This window comes from Pseudomonas sp. GW-45, from assembly GCF_056896675.1.
Window position 1 is genome coordinate 3,846,594 of record NZ_CM167674.1, and the last position, 22,684, is coordinate 3,869,277.

Annotated in this window: 20 protein-coding genes; 16 read left to right on the top strand and 4 right to left on the bottom strand. The window is 58.6% G+C overall.

The features are described 5' to 3' along the window. Nucleotide 1 precedes the first annotated feature (1 nt). Both AC1XYH_RS18155 and prlC read right to left on the bottom strand, forming a co-directional pair. Nucleotides 2-268: a YheV family putative zinc ribbon protein gene (locus AC1XYH_RS18155; protein ID WP_483324519.1), complete on the bottom strand. Its 267-nt coding sequence runs from the start codon at nt 266-268 to the stop codon at nt 2-4. Beyond that, complete coding sequence (gene prlC / locus AC1XYH_RS18160) at nt 265-2,307, bottom strand: oligopeptidase A (RefSeq protein WP_483324520.1); 2,043 nt, start codon at nt 2,305-2,307, stop codon at nt 265-267. Before prlC ends, AC1XYH_RS18155 begins: the two co-directional genes overlap by 4 nt. Before the next feature lie 173 nt (nt 2,308-2,480). Between prlC and AC1XYH_RS18165 the strand changes: the two genes are divergently transcribed. The 4 genes from AC1XYH_RS18165 to amt all read left to right on the top strand — a co-directional run bounded on the left by AC1XYH_RS18165 (nt 2,481) and on the right by amt (nt 9,029). Next, the gene (locus AC1XYH_RS18165; protein WP_483324521.1) at nt 2,481-3,023 is read left to right on the top strand and encodes a gamma carbonic anhydrase family protein; all 543 of its coding nucleotides are present in this window, start codon (nt 2,481-2,483) and stop codon (nt 3,021-3,023) included. A gap of 52 nt (nt 3,024-3,075) precedes the next feature. After that, nucleotides 3,076-4,161 (top strand): GGDEF domain-containing protein, encoded by a 1,086-nt coding sequence (locus AC1XYH_RS18170; protein WP_483324522.1) that lies wholly within the window; start codon nt 3,076-3,078, stop codon nt 4,159-4,161. Between the two features lie 156 nt (nt 4,162-4,317). Further along, nucleotides 4,318-5,340 (top strand): NADP-dependent oxidoreductase, encoded by a 1,023-nt coding sequence (locus tag AC1XYH_RS18175; RefSeq protein WP_483324523.1) that lies wholly within the window; start codon nt 4,318-4,320, stop codon nt 5,338-5,340. A 299-nt stretch (nt 5,341-5,639) separates the two neighbouring features. Next, nucleotides 5,640-9,029, top strand: coding sequence for an ammonium transporter (amt, locus tag AC1XYH_RS18180; protein WP_483324524.1), 3,390 nt, complete (start codon nt 5,640-5,642; stop codon nt 9,027-9,029). Between the two features lie 428 nt (nt 9,030-9,457). On the opposite strand, the gene AC1XYH_RS18185 is transcribed toward amt, so the two are convergent. Next, complete coding sequence (locus AC1XYH_RS18185) at nt 9,458-10,168, bottom strand: sensor histidine kinase (protein ID WP_483324525.1); 711 nt, start codon at nt 10,166-10,168, stop codon at nt 9,458-9,460. Then, nucleotides 10,165-11,769 (bottom strand): response regulator, encoded by a 1,605-nt coding sequence (locus AC1XYH_RS18190; RefSeq protein WP_483324526.1) that lies wholly within the window; start codon nt 11,767-11,769, stop codon nt 10,165-10,167. Before AC1XYH_RS18190 ends, AC1XYH_RS18185 begins: the two co-directional genes overlap by 4 nt. Before the next feature lie 302 nt (nt 11,770-12,071). Between AC1XYH_RS18190 and AC1XYH_RS18195 the strand changes: the two genes are divergently transcribed. From AC1XYH_RS18195 to AC1XYH_RS18250, 12 genes are read left to right on the top strand one after another with little or no spacing between them, the layout of a single operon-like run. Further along, nucleotides 12,072-12,734 carry a beta-ketoacyl synthase chain length factor gene (locus AC1XYH_RS18195; protein ID WP_483324527.1) on the top strand — a complete coding sequence of 221 codons (663 nt, stop codon included), beginning with the start codon at nt 12,072-12,074 and terminating at the stop codon, nt 12,732-12,734. Then, on the top strand, nt 12,731-13,555 hold the full coding sequence (locus tag AC1XYH_RS18200; RefSeq protein ID WP_483324528.1) for a lysophospholipid acyltransferase family protein: 825 nt from the start codon (nt 12,731-12,733) through the stop codon (nt 13,553-13,555). The genes AC1XYH_RS18195 and AC1XYH_RS18200 overlap by 4 nt, the downstream gene beginning before the upstream one ends. Beyond that, on the top strand, nt 13,497-13,766 hold the full coding sequence (locus AC1XYH_RS18205) for a phosphopantetheine-binding protein (protein ID WP_483324529.1): 270 nt from the start codon (nt 13,497-13,499) through the stop codon (nt 13,764-13,766). The genes AC1XYH_RS18200 and AC1XYH_RS18205 overlap by 59 nt, the downstream gene beginning before the upstream one ends. Continuing rightward, complete coding sequence (locus AC1XYH_RS18210) at nt 13,756-14,016, top strand: acyl carrier protein (RefSeq protein ID WP_483324530.1); 261 nt, start codon at nt 13,756-13,758, stop codon at nt 14,014-14,016. Before AC1XYH_RS18205 ends, AC1XYH_RS18210 begins: the two co-directional genes overlap by 11 nt. 2 nt (nt 14,017-14,018) lie before the next feature. Beyond that, nucleotides 14,019-14,555, top strand: coding sequence for a COG4648 family protein (locus AC1XYH_RS18215; protein WP_483324531.1), 537 nt, complete (start codon nt 14,019-14,021; stop codon nt 14,553-14,555). Further along, complete coding sequence (locus AC1XYH_RS18220; RefSeq protein WP_483324532.1) at nt 14,552-16,234, top strand: ApeI family dehydratase; 1,683 nt, start codon at nt 14,552-14,554, stop codon at nt 16,232-16,234. Before AC1XYH_RS18215 ends, AC1XYH_RS18220 begins: the two co-directional genes overlap by 4 nt. Before the next feature lie 8 nt (nt 16,235-16,242). Then, nucleotides 16,243-16,986, top strand: coding sequence for a glycosyltransferase family 2 protein (locus tag AC1XYH_RS18225; RefSeq protein WP_483326414.1), 744 nt, complete (start codon nt 16,243-16,245; stop codon nt 16,984-16,986). Beyond that, a complete protein-coding gene (locus AC1XYH_RS18230; RefSeq protein ID WP_483324533.1) occupies nt 16,983-17,918 on the top strand; it encodes an LpxL/LpxP family acyltransferase in 936 nt (311 codons plus the stop codon). The genes AC1XYH_RS18225 and AC1XYH_RS18230 overlap by 4 nt, the downstream gene beginning before the upstream one ends. Continuing rightward, the gene (locus AC1XYH_RS18235; protein WP_483324534.1) at nt 17,908-19,467 is read left to right on the top strand and encodes an HAL/PAL/TAL family ammonia-lyase; all 1,560 of its coding nucleotides are present in this window, start codon (nt 17,908-17,910) and stop codon (nt 19,465-19,467) included. The genes AC1XYH_RS18230 and AC1XYH_RS18235 overlap by 11 nt, the downstream gene beginning before the upstream one ends. Beyond that, nucleotides 19,454-19,894 carry an acyl-CoA thioesterase gene (locus tag AC1XYH_RS18240; RefSeq protein ID WP_483324535.1) on the top strand — a complete coding sequence of 147 codons (441 nt, stop codon included), beginning with the start codon at nt 19,454-19,456 and terminating at the stop codon, nt 19,892-19,894. Before AC1XYH_RS18235 ends, AC1XYH_RS18240 begins: the two co-directional genes overlap by 14 nt. Further along, nucleotides 19,894-20,439 (top strand): LolA-related protein, encoded by a 546-nt coding sequence (locus AC1XYH_RS18245; protein ID WP_483324536.1) that lies wholly within the window; start codon nt 19,894-19,896, stop codon nt 20,437-20,439. The genes AC1XYH_RS18240 and AC1XYH_RS18245 overlap by 1 nt, the downstream gene beginning before the upstream one ends. Further along, on the top strand, nt 20,436-22,673 hold the full coding sequence (locus tag AC1XYH_RS18250) for an MMPL family transporter (RefSeq protein ID WP_483324537.1): 2,238 nt from the start codon (nt 20,436-20,438) through the stop codon (nt 22,671-22,673). Before AC1XYH_RS18245 ends, AC1XYH_RS18250 begins: the two co-directional genes overlap by 4 nt. Nucleotides 22,674-22,684: the final 11 nt, after the last annotated feature.

A 22,684-nucleotide genomic window follows, 5' to 3' on the forward strand; every position in this document is an offset into this window, starting at 1 on the left:
CTCACTCAGGCTTTTTTTTCAAGCGAGGATTGGGGAAGAATTGCACTGTCTGTGTGGACGGTTTGGCCGCTTTGGGTTTGGCTGCATTGACCCGGGTGCTCAGCTCGCTGGGCACCGAGTTGCCGCGCTCATCCAGCGTGTCGGCGTAACCGCATTCTACGCAATCACGGTGCGGCACCCCTTCCACGTCAAACATCCGTATGGTGTCCATGGTACTGCACGCCGGGCAGACAGCCCCGGCGATAAACCGTTTAACCGGCTGGCTCATGCCGCCTCCCCGGAGAGGCCGAGATGGCGCAATAGCGGGTCGATAGAGGGCTCGCGTCCTCGGAAAGCCACAAACAGCGCCATGGGCGCCTCACTGCCGCCGCGTGCGAGAATATTGTCGCGGAAAGCACGGCCTGTAGCTTCGTTCAACACGCCCTCTTCCTCAAAGCGTGAAAAGGCATCTGATGAAAGCACTTCGGCCCATTTGTAGCTGTAATAGCCCGCTGCATAACCGCCCGCAAAGATGTGGCTAAAACCATTCTGGAATCGGTTGAAAGCAGGCGCGCGCATTACTGACGTCTCGTCACGTACTTTGTCTAACACCTGTTGCGGGCTCAGTTCGGGTTGCTTGCGCACATGCAGTTCAAAATCAAACAGTGAGAGCTCAACCTGCCTCAGCATGCCCATGCCAGACTGGAAATTCTTGGCTGCGAGCATCTTGTCGAGCAACTCTTGTGGCAGAGGCTCGCCGGTCTCAAAGTGGCCGGAAATCAGCGCCAGCCCCTCAGGCTCCCAGCACCAGTTCTCCATGAACTGGCTGGGCAGCTCGACCGCATCCCAAGCCACGCCATTGATGCCACTGGCGGAGGCGTAATCGACGCGGGTTAGCAGGTGATGCAGGCCGTGACCGAATTCGTGGAACAGCGTGGTGGCTTCATCGTGGGTCAACAGCGCAGGTTTGCCGCCGGCAGGTGGAGTGAAGTTGCACACCAGGTAGGCGATGGGTCGTTGCAGTTCTCCGTTGGGCAATAGGCGGCGATCACGACAGCCGTCCATCCAGGCGCCGCCGCGCTTGCTTGAGCGGGCATAAAGATCAAGGAAGAAACGGCCAATCACCTCGCCGTTTTCGGTTACTTCAAACAGCCGCGCATCAGCGTGCCAGCGGTCGAACTGCTCCACTTCACGTAGCTCAATGCCGTACAGTTTCTGGACTACGCCAAACATGCCTTTGATCACGGTATTGACCGGGAAATAAGGGCGCAGCACTTCCTGCGAAATCGCGTAGCGGTGTTGGCGCAGTTTCTCGGAGTAGAAACCGGCATCCCAGGGTTGCAAGTCATTGCAGCCCTGCTCGGCAGCGAAAGCCCGCAGCGCCGCAAGATCCTCTTCAGCGTAACTTTTGCTGCGCTGGCCAAGGTCTCGCAGAAAGCCAAGCACCTGCTCGGTACTGTCGGCCATTTTGGTGGCTAATGAGAGCTCGGCGTAGTTGGCAAAGCCAAGCAGCTCGGCTAGTTCCTGGCGCAGCGCCAGGATCTCAACGATGATGGGGCTGTTATCCAGCTTGCCAGCATGGGGGCCCTGATCGGAAGCGCGCGTGCAGAACGCGGTATAAACCTCTTCACGCAGGGCGCGGTCGTTGGCGTAAGTCATTACTGCATAGTAACTGGGGAAGTCCAAGGTGATGAGCCAGCCTTCCAGCTCGCGCGCCTCAGCGGCCTGTTTGGCCTGTTCCAGCGCGGAGTCGGGTAAGCCGTCCAGCGCTGCGACATCCTTGATTTCTTTGCTCCAGGCCTGAGTAGCGTCCAGTACCTGGTTGGAGAATGTGCTTTGCAGCTCGGACAGGCGCATCTGCAATTCGCCGTAGCGGCTCTGCTGCGCCGGTGGCAGCGCAATACCGGACAAACGGAAGTCGCGCAGGGCGTGCTCAATGATAGTTTGTTGAGCTTTATCCAGGCTGGCGAATTCAGTGCTGCCGGCCAATTGCTGGTAGGCCTCGAACAGGGCCTGGTTTTGCCCTAACTCGGTAAAGTATTGGCTAAGCAGCGGCAGGCAACTTTCATAAGCTTCGCGCATTTCGGCGCTGTTCATTACGGCGTTCAGGTGGCTGACCGGTGACCAGGCGCGCGACAGTTTTTCGCCCATGTCGTCTAACGGCTCAACCAGGTTAGACCAGCTCCATTGGGCCGGAGGCGCTGCCAGCAGCGCATCCACTTGGGCACGGCTATCGGCCAAGACCTGCTCGACAGCAGGCTTGACGTGCTCTGCGCGAATGGCGCTGAAGGGCGGCAGGTCATAGTTTTGCAGTAGCGGGTTGGACATTGATAGCTTCCTGATTGGACAGTGGTGGCGTTCGACGGCCATCATATTAAATCGGTGCAGGGCGAGGCGACCAGATGGTCGACCAAACCTGTCATTAACAATGATCTATGGGCTGGGCTGCGTCATTTCAAGGCGTAGAGTTTCAGGTAGACAGGCAAATTGAGGTTACCAGCATGAATGTGAGGCCCTTTGGCGAGAAGATTCCGCAGCTTGGACAAGGCGTGTTTGTCGATCCTTCTGCTGTGGTCTTGGGTGATGTAGTCTTGGGCCACGATTGTTCGGTGTGGCCGGCGACGGTAATTCGCGGCGACATGCTGCACATTCGCATCGGTTCACGCACCAGCATCCAGGACGGTAGCGTGCTGCACATCACCCATGCCGGCCCCTTCAATCCTGATGGTTATCCGTTGTTGATTGGCGATGAGGTTACTGTTGGGCACAAGGTACTGCTGCACGGCTGCAGCATCGGCAACCGGGTATTGATTGGCATGGGCAGCATCGTGATGGATGGCGCGGTGGTAGAGGATGAGGTGATTGTTGGTGCCGGTAGTCTGGTGCCTGCTAACCGCACCTTGGTGAGCGGCTATCTCTACGTCGGCAGCCCCGCACGTCAAGTACGCGCGCTAACCGAGAAAGAAAAAGCGTTTTTCAGCTACTCCGCCGACAACTATGTGCGGCTCAAGGATCAGCACTTGCTCGAAGGTTGGGCTGGCTAGTTGGCGGTTCGACACTACACTACGTGGGTTAAAAACCCAGCAGGCGAGGGATATGCCCCCCAAATTCAGAACGCAAGATAGTGAGGCCCGTGCTACCGCGCGCAGTGCGCTTGGTGATGCTGATCAGCGTGCCCTGTTGCGTTTGGTATTCCTGTCCACGGGATTAACCTTGTGTTGCTTTGCCATGCTGCAGTTAAGCAATCACAACCTGTTACTGGCGCTAGCGGAAATAACCGCCGGCCTGCTGTTGCTCTGGGGTGGCTGGAAGATAGTCGAGGTGCGCGATCTCAGACCCTGGACCTATCTTTATCTGTTACCTACTTTTTGCTTCCTGCTTTACATCATGGTGATGCCGGACGCGTCGCAGACTGCATTCGTGTGGATATATCTCGTGCCCATCATGTCTTATTTGCTGCTGGGGCGCACCGCAGGCTTCCTGTTGGCAGCGCCCTTCGTGATGTTGGCCGCAGCACTCTATGTCTGGCGTTATGCCGAGATTCGCGAAGCCGCAGGTTTGATCGACCTAGGCAATGCGATGCTCTGCGGGGCTCTGTTGATGCTTTTTGTGCACATTTATGAATCGCGCCGCGCGTCGGCACAACGGATTCTTGAACGCGTAGCGGAAACCGACGCCCTGACTGGTGTCCTCAATCGCGGGCGTTTTCAGCAGCTGTTTACGCAGGCCGCGCAAGAGGCTGCGCGGAGTCATCAAGCGTTTTGTCTGGTACTGCTGGATGTTGATCACTTCAAACAGGTAAATGACAGTTGGGGGCACGTGGTGGGTGATCGCGCCCTGCAGCACTTGTGTACTGTGCTGCAGCAACGCTTGCGAGTGACCGACCACCTTGGTCGTTTGGGTGGCGAAGAATTCGGTCTGCTACTGTTAAACACAGACCTGGCGGCAGGGGCTACGTTGGTTGAAGACTTACGGCAGCAGTTGTTTGATCGGCCGCTGGCGGTCAACGGCATGCGCGTGCCGTTATCGGCTACCTTTGGTGTAGTGCAGTGGCCAGCAGACGGCGCAGATCCTGAAGCACTGTATCGCTGTGCCGATCAGCGGCTATACCGGGGCAAAGCCTACGGCCGCAACCGAGTGGTCAGTGCGGGAGCTGGGCTAGCAGTCAGCGATATCGGCTGACGGTTGGATACTAGCCGACGTTTCGGCTTGCCAATTGGCAAACAATCAGTGCGATGAATAGTGCATTCGAAGGGCATGACTTGTCGTCTTGCTGGTTTATGATCGGCGAGTTCGCGGCAATCTGTCCGCCCATACACCTGATAGCGAGAGGCAATCATGTCTGCCCATACTAATCGTAAAGTGGTACTCAACCAGCGTCCTCAAGGCGAAATCAAGGATGGCGATCTGGTCATCAAAGAAGAGCCGGTACGTGCGTTGAAAGATGGCGAAGTGCTGCTTCAGACTCTGTGGCTGTCACTGGATCCTTACATGCGTCCACGCATGAACGACAGCAAAGGCTATATGGACCCGATTGAAATCGGCGCGCCTATCGTCGGTGAGAGCATCGGCCGCGTAGTTGAAAGCAAGTCCGACAAATACAGCGTTGGCGATCTGGTCACCGTGTATTCCGGCTGGCAGGAATACTTCATCATTGCTGGTGACGCGCCTATGGTCTACAAGATCAAAGATCAGGGCGCTCCACTGCAGGCGTATCTTGGCGTCGCGGGCATGCCTGGGCGCACTGGCTATTGCGGCCTGATGTACGTGGGTAAGCCTAAAGCTGGCGAGACTGTTGTCGTTGCTGCGGCTTCCGGTCCAGTCGGTACCGTAGTTGGTCAGACTGCCAAGAAAGAAGGCTGCCACGTAGTGGGTATCGCCGGTGGTCCAGACAAGTGCCGCTATGTGGTTGAAGAGCTGGGCTTTGACGCTTGTATCGATTACAAAGCCGGTAACCTGGACGCTGATCTGGCTGCTGCCTGCCCTAAAGGCATCGACGTTTACTTTGAAAACGTCGGTGGTGAGGTTGCCAAGGCGGTTGCCAAGCTGATCAATCCAGGTGCTCGCGTGCCGATTTGCGGTTACGTTTCGGCTTACAACGCTGAAGACCAAAGCAAGATTGAAACGCCGTTCCACATCTTTGGCGCACTTGATCCAAAGCCGGAGCATCGTTTCTTCCTGGTCACCGAATGGCAGGACAAGCATCAGGAAATCACTGCGCTGCTGGCTGGCCAGGTTGCTTCCGGTGAGCTGAAGTACAGTGAAACCGTTGCTGAAGGTCTGGATAACGCAGTTGAAGCCTTCAAAGGCATGCTCAACGGCAAGAACTTCGGTAAGCAATTGGTCAAAATTGCTGACTGATTTGCCCGCTTTTGACGTTCACCGGGCGGCCTAAAGGTCGCTCGGTGATTTAAATTTTGGTTATTTGCAGTTAATTCCCGCCTACCCTCTTCTTTCCTTGATTGACCTTCTTCTCGCGCGTTGCTGTTTTATGGCAGCGAGTTGCTGTCGTTTCGACACCTTTTGGTACAAAACCTGCATCGTTTGCACCGTCCTGAGCCATGTGGGCTTTTTTTGTGCTGCGTGCGCTCGAAAATAGAGCGCTGACACAATTAACGCGCTATCAAAGTGCCAGTTTCGGATCGGATCAGGTATCGACTATGCCCGTGTCTATGATTGATGTTCTGTGGCTTGTGCTCTGTGCTGGGCTGGTATTCAACATGCAGATCGGCTTCCTCTGTCTGGAGTCGGGTCTGACTCGCAGCAAGAACGCGATCAACGTGGCGGTCAAAAACATGGCCGACCTCGGCGTTGCCGTGTTGCTCTATTGGCTCTTTGGTTTCAGCTTGATGTTCGGTGTTAGCGGTACCGGCCTGTTTGGCGAGGGCCTTACGATGCTCTCGTTCAACGAGACTTGGCCGGCGGCCTTCTTTTTGTTTCAGGCGATGTTTTGTACCACTGCGGCGACTATTGTTTCTGGCGCTGCGGCTGAACGTATGCGCTTTAGCGCCTATCTGCTGGTAACCGCGATTGCTGCGGGTCTGATTTATCCATTTTTTGGTCACTGGGCATGGGGTGGTAGCTTTAGCGCAGGTGAAGGCTGGCTGGCCAGCCGAGGCTTTGTCGACTTTGCGGGCTCAACTGTGGTGCACGGTATCGGTGGCTGGATCGCATTGGCTGTCATCCTCATCCTGGGTCCGCGCCAGGGCCGCTATGAACAGGAGCGCGAAGGTCGCAGCATGCCCGGATCTAACCTTCCGCTGGCGATGCTCGGTGGGCTGATGTTGATGTTTGGCTGGTTTGGTTTTAATGGCGGCAGTGCGCTGGCGTTTGATGGCCGGGTGCCGGGGATTATTGCCAATACCGTGTTGGCGGCGATCGCCGGCACACTGGGGGGCATGGTGATGTCCTGGTTGCGCTGGCGGCTAGTGGACCCGGTCTATCCGCTCAATGGTTTGATCGCGGGCATGGTAGCGGTGACCGCCGGGGCGCATGTAGTGGATGCCGGGGCTGCGTTGCTGATCGGGCTGGGTGGCGCGGTGGTGATGTATCTGGCCGACCGACTGCTTACGCATCTGCGCATCGACGACGCAGTGGGTGCGGTGCCGGTGCATCTCGCAGCCGGTATTTGGGGCACGTTGGCGGTGGCCCTGTTTGGTGATCTGACATTGCTGGGCACGGGGCTGAGCCGCTGGGAGCAATTTGTTGCTCAGCTGGAAGGCGTATTGATCGCTGCGCTTTGGGCCTTCGGTTTGACCTGGATCTTGCTGCGCGGCATCAACCGTTTCTGGCCAATGCGCGTCACGGCAGAGGCTGAGCGCGTGGGTTTGAATATCGCTGAGCATGGCGCGCGGACCGAGTTGATCGAGTTGCTGGAGGCCATGGCGGCGCACCAACACGCTGGTGACTTACAGCGTGATGTGCCGGTCGAGCCCTTTACTGAGGTGGGCCAGATTGCCGAGCAATATAACAAGGTAATTCGAGCGCTACGCCGCGCGGTTGGCATGACCCAAAGTATCATCCGAGATATCCGGGATGGCGTGGTGACCTGCAGCTCTGACGGCGTACTGGCGAGTTGTAATCCGGGCGCCGAGCGGCTGTTCGGCATGCCCGCAGGTGCTTTGATTGGACAGCCGATAGGGCGCCTGGTCGCGGACCGTAGCTGGCAGGGTATGCCGCTGCCAGAAGCGGGCGGCGAGTTGATGCGCGAAGTACTGTTCAGTCGCAACGAGCATGATCAATTTGTGGCTGAGCTAACCGTCAGTCGCGGCGCTTTTGACGATGACGTTTACACCTGCATGATTCGAGACATAACCGAGCGCCGGCGCATTGAGCAACAGTTGTTTCAGGAGAAAATGCTGGCGCAGGTCACGCTGGCCTCGATTGGTGACGGCGTGATTACGACTGGCCCCGATGGTCGTATTCGGTATCTGAACCCGGTAGCGCAGCAACTAACCGGCTGGAATGATGAGGAGGCCGCCGGACGTTCCTTGGATGACGTTTACTGCCTGTACGATGAAACCAACGATGAGCGATTAGGTAATCCGGTCACCGCGCTATTGCGACGTTACCGACAGGCGCTGGCCAGGCAGGAGGGCCCAATGTGTCAGTTGCGCCGGCGTGATGGCAGCGAAGTGACCATTCAAGACGCCGTCGCGCCGATTCGCGATGCCGAAGGTCATATTATTGGTGCAGTGCTGACTTTTCGCGATGTCACGGTTAATCGCCGGCTGGCGCGTGAGCTGTCACATCAGGCCACGCACGATACCCTGACGGGATTGACCAACCGCAAAGAATTTGAGCGTCGGGTGGCGATGGCTTTGGCTAAGTTGCCGGCCGAGCGCAGTGAGCAGGTGCTCTGTTACATGGACCTGGATCAATTCAAAATCGTTAACGATACCTGTGGCCACGCCGCCGGTGACGAGCTGCTGCGTCAGCTTGCCAAGCTGTTTCAGTCCCATGTCCGCAGCAGCGATGTGCTGGCGCGTTTGGGTGGCGACGAGTTCGGTCTACTGCTCTCTGGTTGCTCGCTGGAGGAGGCGATCCCCATTGTGGATGGCATGCGCGCGCTGGTGGAGGAGTTTCGGTTCAGCTGGCAAGACAAGACTTTTGCCGTGGGGGTCAGCATTGGTCTAGTGCCGATTGAAGAGCAAATGGCGACCATGGACGTGCTGCTCAGCGCGGCAGACAGCGCCTGTTACGCGGCCAAGGAAGCGGGGCGCAACCGTATTCATTTGTACCAGGCCGACGATGCACAGTTGCTCGAGCGGCGTGGTGAAATGCTTTGGGTTAACCGCCTACGCCAGGCCTTGGATGCGGACTTATTCCGACTCTATGTGCAACCCATCCATTCGATCAGCCAGCAACAAGCCAAGCCTGGCTATGAAGTGCTGGTACGGATGCTCGGTGAAGACGGGCGGATAATACCTCCGGGGGCCTTTATGCCGGCTGCCGAGCGTTATGATTTATCGTCGGCCATCGACCGCTGGGTAGTGGGCAACTTTCTGGCTTGGGTGGGTGACTACCACCGTCGGCGTGAGGGCGATATCGGTAACTACTCGATCAACTTATCGGCTGCGTCGCTGGTCGAAGAAAGCTTTCTGGGCTTTGTGCTGGAGGCCATTGAGCGCCACGCCGTACCACCGCAAAATATCTGTTTTGAAATCACCGAGACCAGCGCGATTGCCAATCTAGGCAAAGCCATCAGCTTTATGCAGCGACTTAAGGCTATTGGCTGCATGTTCGCATTGGATGACTTTGGCTCAGGGCTATCGTCGTTTGCCTATTTAAAATCGCTGCCGGTCGACTACCTGAAAATAGACGGCGTATTCGTCAAAGATATTGCCAACGATCCGATTGCCCGCGCCATGGTGTCGTCAATCAATACCATTGGGCACGAGATGGGGCTGGAAACCGTCGCCGAATTTGTTGAAAGCGAGGCCATCCTGGATCAGCTGCGCGAGCTAGGTGTGGACTACGCGCAAGGCTACCATCTGGGCCGGCCGCAGCCGTTGAGTGAGCTGGATGGTGTGCGGATGATGCCGCGCTGAGGTTGGGCTTCGACGTATTCCCACTGTCGTGAGTTTATAGCTCATTTCCGCTTTTCGCCTCTAGGCGAGCCAAGGGGGCATGCTTGCCCATGCCCCCTTGGCGATCCCCCAGGGCACCCAGCTGCGCGGCCCTTCGGGTTCGCTGCGTTGCTCGATCTGCCGGGGGCACTCGCAAACTCGCTTCGCTCAGACACCGCGAGCACCTTTTCCCCGGCAGCTCTGCGCTACTCGCCCGCTCAGATGGGACTTTCTGGTCCGTGTACTGGTTTTGTATATGCGTTAAGAAGGGCAAAAACAACGGCAGGCTTTAGCCCGGCTCGCCTAAAGGCGAAAAGCAAAAATCAGCTAAACAAATGAGATGTTGAGGATCGCACCGCAATCTTTTTTGATCCAGCCGGACCTACTGTGCAGTCGTCAGCAACAAGCCATCACGGCAAATAAATACGAAACTCCCCGCCCCCCAACGCACTATTGTTGCTGATCTCGATGTGCCCGAAAACGCCATCACGCTGGTGCCGTTCGGCGATGCGCGCGCCGAAATACAGACCCAGCCCGGTGCTGCCGCTGGTCATGTTGATGCCCAGTACGTAATCGGATTGAGCTTCAATCATGCGTTCGGGGTAACCCTGGCCGTCGTCACTGATGGCTATGACCAACTGTTTCTGCTCGACCCAAGCACGCAGATGCACAGCGTTTTGTGCGTAGCGAATCGAGTTGTTGATGACGTTGCTGACGACCGAATCGACCAGCTCGGCATCAAAAAAGCCCATCAAGCCTTCTTCGGCGATGTCGTAACTACTCTGAATTTGGCGTGAGCGCAGAATGTCTTGATGACGCGCTAGCGCGGCCTGAAAGAAATCTTCGACTTCAATGTGCACCGGCTGCAGCGGTAGTTGGTCTACGCCGAGTTTGTAGAGACCGAGCATTTGCACGAGCATGCCGTTCAATCGCATGGACTCGTATTCGATGATGCCTTGCTCGCGGCTGTTGCTTAGCTCCGGTGGTAGCTTGGCGGCCAGCTCGGCGTGGGCCTGCATCAGCATGCCCAGCGAGTTTTTCATGTCGTGCACGGTAGAGGCGATGACGGTGGAAAAGCCCAGCCCCTTATCGTCCTCTGGGTCTTGTCCTGAGCGATTCATAGCGACTCCACGCGCTCGCACAGCTTGCGGTAACGCTCGTGGCGGTGGTCTGAACTGGGCATGCTGCGCAACTGATCGAGACAGGCCAAGCATTCTTCGCGCAGCTCGTCGGTTGGCTCGGTTAACAGCAAGCGTAGCAGTGACTGCGCGGTATTTAAGGCAAAGCTGATGTTGCGCGGCTGCAGCGCTTGTGCGGCGCGAAAGCTGTCGAGTGCGGCGGGGTATTGCTGCTGCTGGTATAGCCGAATGCCTTCGCGGTTTTGCGCTTGCGCCTGCTCACCGGCTTGGAGAATCGCTGGGTTGGTGGTCTGCTCGGCGATGCCGGCCATGATCTTGGGATCGTCACCGTACATCTCAGCGCAGGTGCCAAGCAGCGTGTCGGCCTGCTCAGGCTGGCCCAGCTCGCGCAGCTGGCTGGCGACTTCCAGCGCCGCCGCGGCGGTGAAAAAAGTGTCCATCTTGCCTAGTTTGCGGCTGGCGTTGCGCACCAGTTCATCGGCCTCAACTTGCTTGCCGGATTTGACCAGGCTTTTGGCTTGGACCAGATCGGCTCGTGCGGTCAGGCCTGGGTCGTGCCGCCAGCCTTTGCTTACGTCACCCAGGGTCTGCCGGATTTCGAGCATCGCCTTGGGGGAGGGTGCGGCGTCGCCGGCTTGATCCTGCAGGCTGCCGGCCAGATTCAGGTGAGCCTCGGGGTCGCGAAACTGTGAGTGGCGGCCCAGGTTGACCGCTTGGCGGTACGCGCGCACCGCGCGGTCCGGGTCATGGTTGGCGCGCGCCAGCTTGCCTAGTTGGGCTTGCCGCTGCGAGTTGTTCGGCGAAATTTTCACGGCCTGTTCGAGAAATACCTGTGCCTTCAGCAACTCTCCTTTGGCTAGCTTGACTTGCGACAGCGCATCAAACAGCGCGGGGAGCATTGGAAACTGGCTGATGCCTTGCTCCAGCAACGTCTCGGCTTGTTCAAGATTGCCAATCTCCAGCCAGTGGTTGGCTAGCATGTTGAGCGCCCACGGCATTGGGCGGTCGGCTAACAGGCTCTGTAGTTGGGCTTCAAGGTCTTCGTGCAGACCAAGGGTTTTCAGCGCGTCCGCCTTGTAACGTTGGCACAGTGGTGCGTAGCGTGGCTGGCTGGCGATGATCTGCTCGCAGGCCTGCAGCACGGCGCCGTACTGCTGCTTGGTCAAGGGCGCGAGTATCGGTTGCAGGGCAACCTTGCGCTCGACCAGTCTATCCAATCGCTGCTGCAGACTGGCGCGGGTGAAAGGTTTGGTCAGATAGGCGTCGGGCTCGAATTCCAGCGCGGCCATTACCATCGCCTGACTGCTCTCGGCGGTGACCATGACGAAGATACACTGCGGGCTGATCAGGCCGGCATGATGCAGCTCTTCCAGTACCTGCTGGCCGTTCTTGCCTTCGCCCAGGTTGTAGTCGTGCAAAATGATGTCGTACTGCTGTTCACGGCACAGACTGATAGCTTCTTCGCCATTGGCAGCCATATCGATGTGTTGTGCGGCCATTTGACTAAGCATGCCTTTGACCGAGGCGCGGAAATCGGAGAAATCATCGACGATAAGAAAGCGTCTTTTGTTATAGCTGATCATGTTGTTTCCCGGGTGACGACATTGCGTGCTACCAATTGCCTCTAGTCTAGACCCTACAGGCTGGTGTCTGCTGCGCTCTTTTGAGATCATTGTGCCATTATTTGACCTGGTTGGCGTAAACGCTATGCGCTCCGTCGGCAAAAGCATGAGCGGGTGGCGAACTCTGATATAAATAGTGCTTGGGCTTGGGTCTCTGCGCAGCGCGCAATAATAGGGGGGCGCAGTGCAACACGTAGAAGCTTGACCAAACTGTCACCGACCGTAGAATGCCCCCCTCTGCGGCGTAATGAAAACAATAACGCATGATGAACCTGTTGCTGGAAGATTGGCTGGCCTGGAGTGCCGACGAGATGCATTTTATGCTTGATAGCCATCATGACCTGAGTTGTCGTCAGGGACCTGAGCCGCCGCTGCCGGCAATGTTACGCCGACGACTGGATGCCACGGGGCGCGCGGTCAACGACGTGCTGACGCTGCTCGATCCCGAGCAGACCTACCCGATTGTGCATGCATCCCGCCACGGTGACGTGAAAAGCTCGCTGGCCATGTTGCAGGCATTGGCCGCCAACGAGCCTTTATCTCCCGCCAAGTTTTCTATGTCGGTCCATAACGCGGTACTCGGTGTGCACTCGATTGCGCGCAATAATACGCGCTCGATGCAAGCGCTGGCCGCTTGCGGTGAAGAGCTTGATGCGATGCTGCTGGAGGCTGCCGGTTATTTACTCGAGGGCCATGAAGCCGTTCTGGCGATATTCTCCGATGGCGCTATGCCGGACGCCTTCCAGGCGCAGGGTGTCGGTTCTTCTGGCGCTAGTTGTGTGGGTTTGCGATTGTCGCTTCGGCACGGCCGCCAGCTGAAGGCAGAGGCGACCGGCGAACGCGCTGAACCCACGCCATTGGATGTGGCGCGCTGGTTGGCGCATGGCGGCGAGTTGCAGGCACGGCAGCGCTGGAGTCTGGCGTGATCAAGCAGTTGGACCGCCTGTGGCGGGGGTTTGGCACGGCACTGTCGTTTAGCGCTTTTGGCATCGGTGGCATGCTGCTGGGGTTGTTTGCTGCGCCGCTGTTACTGATGCTGGTGCGCGACCCGCAACGTCGCCAGTGCGCTGCACGGCGGCTGATTCAGCAGAGTTTTCGGGCTTTTATTGGCTTGATGAAAATAATGGGCGTTGCTGATTACCGGATTGATGGGCTTGAAAAGCTGCAGCGGCCTGGCTTGCTGGTACTGGCCAACCACCCATCACTGATTGATGTGATTTATCTGGTGGCCTATACCGGCGAGGTAGATTGCATCGTGAACGGCGCGCTGGCACGCAACCCCTTCACCCGTGGGCCGATCCGCATGGCCGGTTACATCACCACCAACGACCCGGAAGCGGTATTGGCCGCAGCGCAGCGCAGTTTGGCACAGGGCAAGTCGTTGATCTTGTTTCCCGAAGGTACGCGCACTTCGCCGCAGCGTGCGGTCAAATTTCGTCGTGGCGGCGCTAATATTGCACTGCGTAGTCATACCGCAATCACCCCGGTGTTGATTGATTGCACACCTACTACCCTGACCAAGGGCGAGCCTTGGTATCATATCCCGCCGAGCCGCATCCAAATGCATTTGCGCGTATTGGATGATCTGCCGGTGAACAGGGATGAACAACAACCTGCAGGACAGCAGGCCAGGCACTTGACCCACTGGTTGAGTGACTATTTCAATAAGGAACTGGAGCATTTCAGGCATGAGCGAGACCCAAAATTTGTCGCTGGAACTGAAGCGGATGATTATCGAAACGCTTGAGCTCGAAGACATTACCCCCGACGACATTGAGCCCGACGCGCCGCTATTCGGCGAAGGTCTGGGCCTGGATTCGATCGACGCGCTGGAAATCGGTCTGGCTCTGCAGAAGCACTATGGCATTAAGCTGGACGCTGAAGCGGAAGAAACCCGTCAACATTTCACCAGCCTGAATGCCCTGCAAGCGCTCGTGGAGCAACGCCGTGTCAGTTGAATCAACCAGTCGCGAGGCGACCTTTGCGCAGGTGCGCAAAACTCTAGTCGAGCTGTTTGAACTGGACGCAGACGAGATCACCCCGGACGCGCGTTTGTATGAAGATCTGGATATCGACAGTATCGACGCGGTTGATCTGGTAGTAGAGCTGAAGCGCTACACCGGCAAGAGGTTGAACCCGGAAGACTTCAAGTCGGTACGCACCATCGACGACGTGGTCAACGCTGTCGATCGCATCATGCAGCCCTGACAATGTCTTATCGGATGCTGAAATGGGCTGGGATGCTCGCCTTGATTGCCTGGCCGTTTGCGGTTTACGCATTGCATGGCCGCATTCACAGCGGCTGGTTGCTGTTGGTTGGCGCGCTGCTGCTGGTTTGGCGCCTGCCACAGGCCCGCCCGCTGGCTATGGTGGCGGCCGCGGTGTTGCTGCTATTGGGCTTGCTGGGTGAGGCAGAGCTGGGTATGCGCGCTTATCCGGTGGCAGTCAGCTTGATTCTGTTGGCGGTGTTTGCTGGTAGTCTGTTTCAGGGCATGCCGATCATTGAGCGCCTGGCGCGCTTACAGGAGCCCGACCTGCCACCTGAAGGCGTGCGTTACACGCGTAAGGTCACCTGGGCGTGGTGCGGGTTCTTTATCGTTAATGGCGGTATCGCTGCATGGACGGCGCTTTACGCGGATCTAGCGGCCTGGACTCTCTACAATGGCTGCATTAGCTATCTATTGATGGGGCTGATGTTCGCGGTGGAATGGTTATGCCGCCGCCGTGTGCGCCGGACGGCTTTATGAATTTCACCCCTCTTGTTCAACGCCCCTGGTTACGGCCGTCTGCCCCTGTATCGTTGCCAGCGCATTGGTGTGACAACGCCGCGATATTGGCGTTACGTCAGCGCTGGCTCAATTGGCTGGTTGACCAGCCCAGCGGCCAGTGGCTGCTGCATCAGCCCGATCCGTTGCAATTCACCGCCGCCTTGCTGGCGTTATGGGATACGGGCCGAGTTGCGGTGCTGCCCGCCGATGATCGGCCAGAAACCCTGCAAGCAATCGCCGCCGAGCTGGACGGACAGTTACCCGCAACCCCACCGAGCAGCGTCCAAGCTATATCAGCTCCCCCGGTGGCCTTAGCGGCGCAGCAGATTGCGCTGGTGCTTTATACCTCCGGCTCCACCGGTCAGCCAGTGCGCCTGAGCAAGCGTTTTGATCAGCTCGATAGCGAGCTGGCTGTGCACGCGGCGCTCTGGCCGCTGGCTGATTGCGCGGTGGTTGCCCAGGTTAGCCATCAACATATTTATGGCTTGCTCGCAGGTGTCTTGCATCCGCTCTGTGCTGGCGCGCCTTTCAGCGGCCGTGATGCGCTCTACCCCGAGGTGCTGGCTGCGCGGCTGGCCGAAGCGCGGGCCGCAGGGCTGGCGGCAGTGGTCGTTAGCTCGCCGGCACCCTTGTCGCGTTTGCCGACGCATATCGATTGGCTAGCTGCGGGCTCGCCTCGGCGTATTTTCTCATCCGGCGCACCACTGCAATCAGAGCATGCGGCGCAGGCCGAGCAGTTGCTACAAGCGCCGGTGAACGAAATCTACGGCAGCACTGAAACCGGCGGCATTGCCTGGCGGCAACAGACGCAGTCGGTGGTGTGGCAGCCGCTGCCCGGTGTTGACTGGCACATCGACGATGATGCTTTGGTGTTGCACTCCGCCTTTCTGGAGCAGCCGCAATTGGGCTGGCGGCAGGCGGACCGGGTCGCCGCTCGCGATGACGGCTTTGTCCTCTTGGGACGCGGCGACCGGGTAGCTAAGGTCGCAGGCAAACGCGTTTCGCTGGAACAGATTGAGCAACGCCTGCTGCAGCTACCGGAAGTGGAGGCAGTGCGCTGTGTCGATCCCGGTCGAGCTGATGGTCGTTTGGGTGTGGTGGTTGCGTTGACAGCCCAGGCGCTACCGCAGGAGCACGCCGCGCGCCGCGCGCTGACCGAGCGACTGCGGGCGGCGCTGGCCGATCAACTCGAGCGCGTGGCGTTGCCGCGTTACTGGCGCTTTGTCGAACAACTGCCCAGTAATGCGCAGGGCAAGCTGGATCGAACGCTGATCGCACGTTTGTTTGCCGACTTAGACGATGACCGTCAGCCGCGTTGGCTCGGTGAACAGTGGCAGGATGCTGAACACTGTCGGCACAGCTTCGAGGTGCCCGAACGGCTGGCGTATCTACGTGGGCATTTCGATAGTTTTCCGCTGGTACCGGGTGTAGTGATGATTCAATGGGCGTTGCAGACCGCTGAGCGTAGCTTTGGCGCGCTGGGTAGCTTTCGGCGGCTGGAACGACTGAAATTTCAAAGCATGCTGCGTCCTGGCATGCGCTTTCAACTGACGTTGGTGCGTAAACCCGACGCGGTGAGCTTCACTCTGGAATCAGCGGTAGGGCGTCATTGTACGGCCACGGCGCGCTTCGCTCCGCAGGTTGAGGATCACGCATGAATGACGCCATGCCGACTCCCTGCGCGCTAGTCCCGGTGTATAACCATCCGGGCACCATAGCCGATGTTTGCCATCAGCTGCGCGGGCTTGGCTTGCCGGTGCTGCTGGTAGATGACGGTAGCGATGCCGAATGTGCCGCAGTGCTGGATGCGTTGCAGGCAGCGGGTAATCAACTGTTGCGGCTGCCCGAGAATCGCGGCAAGGGCGCTGCGGTGCGCGCTGGTTTGGCCTACGCCGAGCAACTGGGTTACAGCCATGCGCTGCAGGTAGATGCCGACGGTCAGCACGCGCTGGATGATCTGCCGAGCTTTTTGTCTGCTATGCGGGCGCAGCCCAAAGCACTGGTAATCGGCTATCCGCACTACGACGACAGCGTATCTCGCTTGCGTTTCTATGGCCGCTACGCGACCCATATCTGGGTCTGGATCAACACCCTGTCGCTGGATATTCGCGACTCCATGTGCGGCGCGCGTATCTATCCGTTGAGTGCGGTCAATCCCATGCTGGTAAAGCATGGCTGCGGTGATCGCATGGCCTTTGATACCGAAGTGCTGGTGCGCTGGCATTGGCAGCGCGGCTCGGTAATCAACTTGCCCGTACATGTGCATTATCCGGAAGGTGGCGTAAGCCACTTCAACCTGTGGCGCGACAATCTGCACATCTCGGCGATGCACGCGCGGCTGTTTTTCGGCATGTTGCGCCGCGCGCCGGGCTGGGCGCTGCGGTATTTGCGTCTCGGGGCGTCAAAATGAACCAGCACTGGGCGCAGATGGGTGAGCGCGGCACCTTGCTTGGCATGCAAGTGCTGGTATGGATTCAGCGCCATCTGGGGCGCTGGCCATTTCAACTGGTGCTCTGGCCGGTGATGCTTTGGTATTTCGTCAGCCACGGCACCGCGCGGTGCGCCTCGTGCGCCTATTGGCGGCGGCTTGAACCTGCGCTGGCAGCCCAGCCGGTGCGGCTTTACTGGCGTAGCTTTCAGCACTTTATGAGCTTCGGCAATACATTGATGGATAAGGTTGAGGGCTGGAGCGCTCCGGTTGAGGACGCGCGCTTGTCGGGTGATGGCGTAGCGCGTTTTGCCCGCGCTTTGGATGGCGGACAGGGTGGCGTGGTGCTGGTCGCTCACCATGGCAATCTGGATATCGCCAATGCCATGGCCGAGCGACATCCCAGCCTTGATTTACTGGTACTGATGCACACCCGCAACGCCGGCAAGTTCAATCAACTGCTGGAGCAAGTCACCGGCCGGCCGCGCCCACAGATACTCGAAGTCACGGAGATCACCCCGGCCACTGCACAGATGCTGACCGAGCGAATCGCTGCTGGCGGCTTTGTGGTGATTGCCGCTGATCGCCCCCCGGTCAATGGTGGCCGGCAGCGAGAGCTGACATTTCTTGGCGCCCCGGCCACCTTCCCGGAAGGCCCTTTCTGGCTGGCTGCCTTGCTGCGTTGTCCGCTCTATACCCTGTCGTGCATGCGGGTGGACGAGCGCTTTCATATCGAGTTTGCCGAATTTGACGATACCCGCCAGTTGCAGCGTAAAGCGCGCGAGCAGTGGCTGGCGGATGCCATGCAGCGCTACGCGGACACGCTGGCCGTTTGGGTGCGCAAGCAGCCACTGCAGTGGTACAACTTTTTTCCTTTTTGGTTAGCCGATGCCCATGAGTCTGATGACACCTAATACTGATACCGCACTCGAATGCTTGCAGCTGGACGGCACGCCGGTCAGCCTGGAACAGGTGCTAGCAGTTGCTGAAGGCCGGTGCCGAGTTGTGCTGTCCTCCGTGCCGGCGTTCCGTGAACGTATCAGCGCCGGTAACCGTTTTCTGGAGCAATTGCTGGCAGAAGACGGCGTGATTTACGGCGTTACCACAGGTTACGGCGACTCCTGCACCCGTGCAGTACCGCCCGAGATGCTCGGCGAACTACCGCAGCATTTGTACACCTTCCACGGCTGTGGCCTGGGTCAGGCGCTCTCAGAAGAGTCAGCCCGCGCGGTGGTAATGGTGCGGCTGGTGTCTTTGTGTCGGGGCTATTCCGGGGTGAGCTGGGAGCTACTGGAACGATTGGTATGGCTGTTAGAAGAAAACGTCATGCCGGTGATCCCGGAAGAGGGTTCGGTGGGCGCCAGTGGCGATCTCACGCCGCTCTCCTATCTCGCCGCTGTGCTCTGCGGTGAACGTGAGGTCTGGGTTGGCGGCGAGCGTCGCCCCACCGCTGAGGTGTTTGTCGAGCGCGGTTTAACGCCTTATCGGCTAAAGCCCAAGGAAGGTTTGGCGCTGATGAACGGCACGGCGGTGATGACCGCATTGGCGGCGCTGGCCTTCGCGCGCACCGAGTATCTGGCGCGCCTGAGTACCCGCATCACCGCACTTAGCGTTTATGCGCTGGACGGCAATCCTTATCACTTTGATGAAACGCTGTTTCAGGCCAAACCGCATCCGGGGCAGGCGCAAGTGGCCGCGCGGCTGCGCGAAGATTTGCACGCGCCCGCAACACCACGTAATTCGCCGCGCTTGCAGGATCGCTATTCGACTCGCTGCGCTCCGCATGTGATTGGCGTTGTGGCTGATGCGTTGCCGTTCTGGCGGCAGTTTTTGGAAACCGAGCTGAACAGCGCCAACGATAATCCGCTAATCGATGTGGAAGGCGGCAAAGTCATGCACGGGGGGCACTTCTATGGCGGCCACGTGGCCTTTGTTATGGATAGCCTGAAGCAGGCAGTGGCCAACCTTGCCGACCTCTTGGACCGGCAGTTGGCACAGCTGGTGGATACCCGCTTCAGCCATGGCCTGCCAGCCAACTTGAGCGGTGCCAGTGCAGAACGCGCGCCGCTTAATCATGGGTACAAGGCGGTGCAAATCGGTGCGTCGGCCTGGACCGCTGAGGCGCTTAAGTTGACCATGCCAGCTAGCGTATTTTCGCGCTCCACGGAGTGCCACAATCAGGACAAGGTCAGCATGGGCACTATCGCTGCGCGCGATGCACTAAGGGTGCTAACGCTAGTCGAACAGGTAGCGGCGGCGATGCTGCATGCAGTCTGTCAGGGCGTTGAGCAGCGTAGTCAGATGGAAGATGCTGCACCGCTACCCACACAGTTAGCCAGCTTTGTTGCAGAATGCCGCAAGCAGTTTGCGGCGCTGGGGGAGGATCGGGCGCTGGAAGCTGACCTGCGCCGCCTGTGCCACCTGATAACGCAACGCCACTGGAGCCTCTATGACGCCGGCTGAACATCCGCTACCCAGCGCCGAAATCTGTCTGACTATCCCATTTCATGATGTGGATATGATGCAGATCGTGTGGCACGGCCACTATGTGCGCTATCTGGAGATTGCCCGCTGCGCCTTGCTGGAAGCGCTGGATTACGACTATAACGACATGCGCGAATCCGGCTTCGGTTGGCCGGTGATCGACATGCGTCTGCGCTATGTAGCGCCAGCGATTTTCACTCAAGAGATCGCCATTGAAGCGCGGCTGACTGAGTGGGAGAACCGCTTGAAGATTGATTACACGATTCGTGACTCAGCCACGCGCAAGCGACTCAACCGTGCCTGGACGGTGCAAGTCGCCGTTGGCGTTGAAGACCGCGAGATGCGGCTGGAGTCGCCTGCGGTGCTGCGCGAAAAAATTGTTGCTTGGCAACAGAGGCAAGTCTGATGCACCGCTTACTGCTGCTATTTTCGATGCTGTTTAGTTTTCCGGTTCTAGCAGCTCTGGATAGCGCGACGTTGGGCGCACAGCTTGCAGAAAGCAGCCCGCAATGCAGTCACTTTGCACAGACTCGTTGGTTAGCTGATTTGGAGGCCGAGCTTGAGAGCGATGGTTATTTCCAGCGCACCGAAGAGGGTCTGGTGTGGCACACCCTGACACCTATCGACAGCCGCTTGGTATTGAGTGCAGACAACCCTGACATGCCGCTGGCCTATCAGGCCATCTTGCCAGTATTGAACGGCTTGTTGGGCGGCGATTGGGCCGCACTGCAACAGCATTTTTCGCTGGATTTGAGCGGCGAGTTGAATGCCTGGCAGGCCGAGTTGGCACCCACAGACAAACTGGTGGCTGAGCGCTTAAAGCAGCTGCAGGTAAGCGGTGGAGAACAGGTTGAGCAACTGCAGATTGATTTTGTTTCCGGTGATCGCATGACGTTGCAACTCAGCCCGACCGATTGCGCGGCGCTGCCCGGCGATAGCAACACGCCGTGACGCAGCGCATCTGGGCCTGGCTATGGACGCTGGTGCTGCTGGCCTGTGCCGCTTTGCTGTTCACGCAGCTGCGGCAAGCAGATTTTTGGGATACGCGCATCACCGCGCTATTACCAGCCAGCGACCAAAGCAGCCTTCTACAGCAGGCTGATCAACAGTTATCTGCGGCCTTTGAGAATCAGTTTGTGGTTCTGGTTGGCGGACCTAATGCGGTGCAATCCGCGAAGGTACTGCAAGCCTTGCTGCGAGAGGCCAATCTAAGCTCCGCGCAGACGATGCTCCGGCCTGATAAAACCTTATCGCCTTACCGTTATGGCTTGCTCAGCGACAGTCTCGGCAGCGCAGACAACCGCCAGTGGCTCAAGCGCGCACTGACCCGCCTGTTGTTACCCGGCGGCACTGAGACGCTAGTACAAGATCCTTTCGGCTTGCTCGATAGCTGGCTAGGCGAGCGCTTTAACGGTGCGCTGACGCTACGCGATGGCATACCTACTTTGCGTGACGAGGATCAGCTGTGGGCGTTAGTCAGCGGTCAGGTGACGGGCAGCCCTTATCAGCTGGCAACACAGCAGCAGCTGACGGCGAGTCTGGCTGAGTTTCATGCGCAGCACCCGCAGGCGCAGCTGTTGCGCTCGGGTTTGATATTTCACGCAGCTGCCGGTGCCGCGCAGGCGCAACGCGAGATGTCGAGTCTGGGGTTGGCGTCATTGCTGGGTCTGTGTCTGTTGTTCTGGTGGGTATTCCGGCGCTTGCGCACGCTGGTTCAGTTGCTGGTGCCGGTGGCTTGCGGTTTGCTGCTGGCGCTGCCGCTGACCGGTCTGCTGTTTGGCGGGGTAAACCTGCTGACACTGGTATTCGGCGTGAGCATCATCGGCATCGCGGTGGACTACGCACTGCATCTGCAATGTCAGCGTCAGCTGGTGGCCGCGCAGCCAAGCCGGCAGTTTTGGTCGGCACTGCTGCTGGGGTTACTCTCGACGCTCATTGCGTACCTGGTGCAGCTGATCACGCCCATGCCGGGGTTGCGACAAATGGCCTGTTTTGCAGCGCTGGGTCTGCTCGGTGCCTGGCTCACGGTGCGTCTCTGGTTGGCTCGCTGGCCTTTGTCTGCGCACCCTGCGACGGCGCGTCTGGCGACGACGCTGGCACCGATGCGCTTGCGCAGCGGGCAACGCTGGCCATGGATTCTGTTGGCGCTGTTGATGTTGGCGGCGCTTGTTCTGATATTCAGCAGGTTGCAGTTCAACAATAGCCTGCAGCAACTAAACCCATCTCCGGCTGAGCTGATTCAAGAGCAGCAACAGGTGCAGACGCTGCTGCAGCAACCCAGTGGCAGCCGTTATCTACTGGTTCGCGCGGCGGATGAGCAGGCGCTGTTGCGGCGTTTGGAAGGTCTCGACCCAGCACTTCAACGATTAAAAACTGCGAATGACCTCGCGGTTTATCAGCATCCTGCGCGGCACTTGCCCTCGCTGACGCGTCAGCAGCAGGCGCACGATGAGGTGCGTGAGCGTTATAGCCAGTTACTACCTGAGCTTCGGGCGGCCAGCGGACTGCCCGAACGGCTGCAGCAACAGGCACTGACGGCACTCGATAATGCGCCTTTGCTGCAGCCCGCGCAGTGGTTGGAGTCTGCTGAGGGAGCTGCGGATGCCGCGCTTTGGCTCGGTGCACAACCTGACGGAGTCTGGGTTGCCGTGGTCGCGCTGGGCGATACAACAGCGGCGGGCGCGGTGGCATTGCAGCAACTGGCTGAAGCTGATGATGTGATTTATCACGACCGGGTCGCCGCGCTGTCAGCACAGCTGGCGCGGTTAGCGCACAGCATGGCAAGCTGGCTGGCGGTAGCTGCCGTGATCTTGAGTTTGTTGTTGTGCTGGCGCTTTCGCACGGCAGCATGGCGTGCCTTGCTGCCGCCTTTGGGCGCTGTGTTGCTCACGTTGGGATGCCTGGCGCTAACCGGCGGGGTAGGTCTGTTCCACCTGCTGGGGCTGTTGCTGGTGTTGGGGATAGGTTTGGATGCAGGCATCTTCAGTGCGCAGGAGCCCGACAGCGATGCTGCCTGGTTGGCGATCAGTTTGTCCTGTGCTTCCAGCCTGTTGGCGTTTGGCTTGCTGGCCTTCAGCGCCACGCCAGCGCTGCACTTTCTTGGCCTGACCTGTTTGCTGGGTCTGGCTTTTACCTGGGCCTTGGTGCCCTTCGCGCGGGCCACTAGACCCGACCATTCACGCTAGTTGCAGGGATT

Bases quoted from the DNA above. Each gene is read 5' to 3' on its own strand.
- prlC (WP_483324520.1), bottom strand. From the start codon at position 2,307: ATGTCCAACCCGCTACTGCAAAACTATGACCTGCCGCCCTTCAGCGCC.
- amt (WP_483324524.1), top strand. From the start codon at position 5,640: ATGCCCGTGTCTATGATTGATGTTCTGTGGCTTGTGCTCTGTGCTGGG.
- AC1XYH_RS18220 (WP_483324532.1), top strand. From the start codon at position 14,552: ATGAATTTCACCCCTCTTGTTCAACGCCCCTGGTTACGGCCGTCTGCC.
- AC1XYH_RS18240 (WP_483324535.1), top strand. From the start codon at position 19,454: ATGACGCCGGCTGAACATCCGCTACCCAGCGCCGAAATCTGTCTGACT.
- AC1XYH_RS18205 (WP_483324529.1), top strand. From the start codon at position 13,497: ATGAGCGAGACCCAAAATTTGTCGCTGGAACTGAAGCGGATGATTATC.
- AC1XYH_RS18185 (WP_483324525.1), bottom strand. From the start codon at position 10,168: ATGAATCGCTCAGGACAAGACCCAGAGGACGATAAGGGGCTGGGCTTT.
- AC1XYH_RS18230 (WP_483324533.1), top strand. From the start codon at position 16,983: ATGAACCAGCACTGGGCGCAGATGGGTGAGCGCGGCACCTTGCTTGGC.
- AC1XYH_RS18170 (WP_483324522.1), top strand. From the start codon at position 3,076: ATGCCCCCCAAATTCAGAACGCAAGATAGTGAGGCCCGTGCTACCGCG.
- AC1XYH_RS18195 (WP_483324527.1), top strand. From the start codon at position 12,072: ATGATGAACCTGTTGCTGGAAGATTGGCTGGCCTGGAGTGCCGACGAG.
- AC1XYH_RS18175 (WP_483324523.1), top strand. From the start codon at position 4,318: ATGTCTGCCCATACTAATCGTAAAGTGGTACTCAACCAGCGTCCTCAA.
- AC1XYH_RS18165 (WP_483324521.1), top strand. From the start codon at position 2,481: ATGAATGTGAGGCCCTTTGGCGAGAAGATTCCGCAGCTTGGACAAGGC.
- AC1XYH_RS18190 (WP_483324526.1), bottom strand. From the start codon at position 11,769: ATGATCAGCTATAACAAAAGACGCTTTCTTATCGTCGATGATTTCTCC.
- AC1XYH_RS18225 (WP_483326414.1), top strand. From the start codon at position 16,243: ATGCCGACTCCCTGCGCGCTAGTCCCGGTGTATAACCATCCGGGCACC.
- AC1XYH_RS18155 (WP_483324519.1), bottom strand. From the start codon at position 268: ATGAGCCAGCCGGTTAAACGGTTTATCGCCGGGGCTGTCTGCCCGGCG.
- AC1XYH_RS18245 (WP_483324536.1), top strand. From the start codon at position 19,894: ATGCACCGCTTACTGCTGCTATTTTCGATGCTGTTTAGTTTTCCGGTT.
- AC1XYH_RS18215 (WP_483324531.1), top strand. From the start codon at position 14,019: ATGTCTTATCGGATGCTGAAATGGGCTGGGATGCTCGCCTTGATTGCC.
- AC1XYH_RS18235 (WP_483324534.1), top strand. From the start codon at position 17,908: ATGACACCTAATACTGATACCGCACTCGAATGCTTGCAGCTGGACGGC.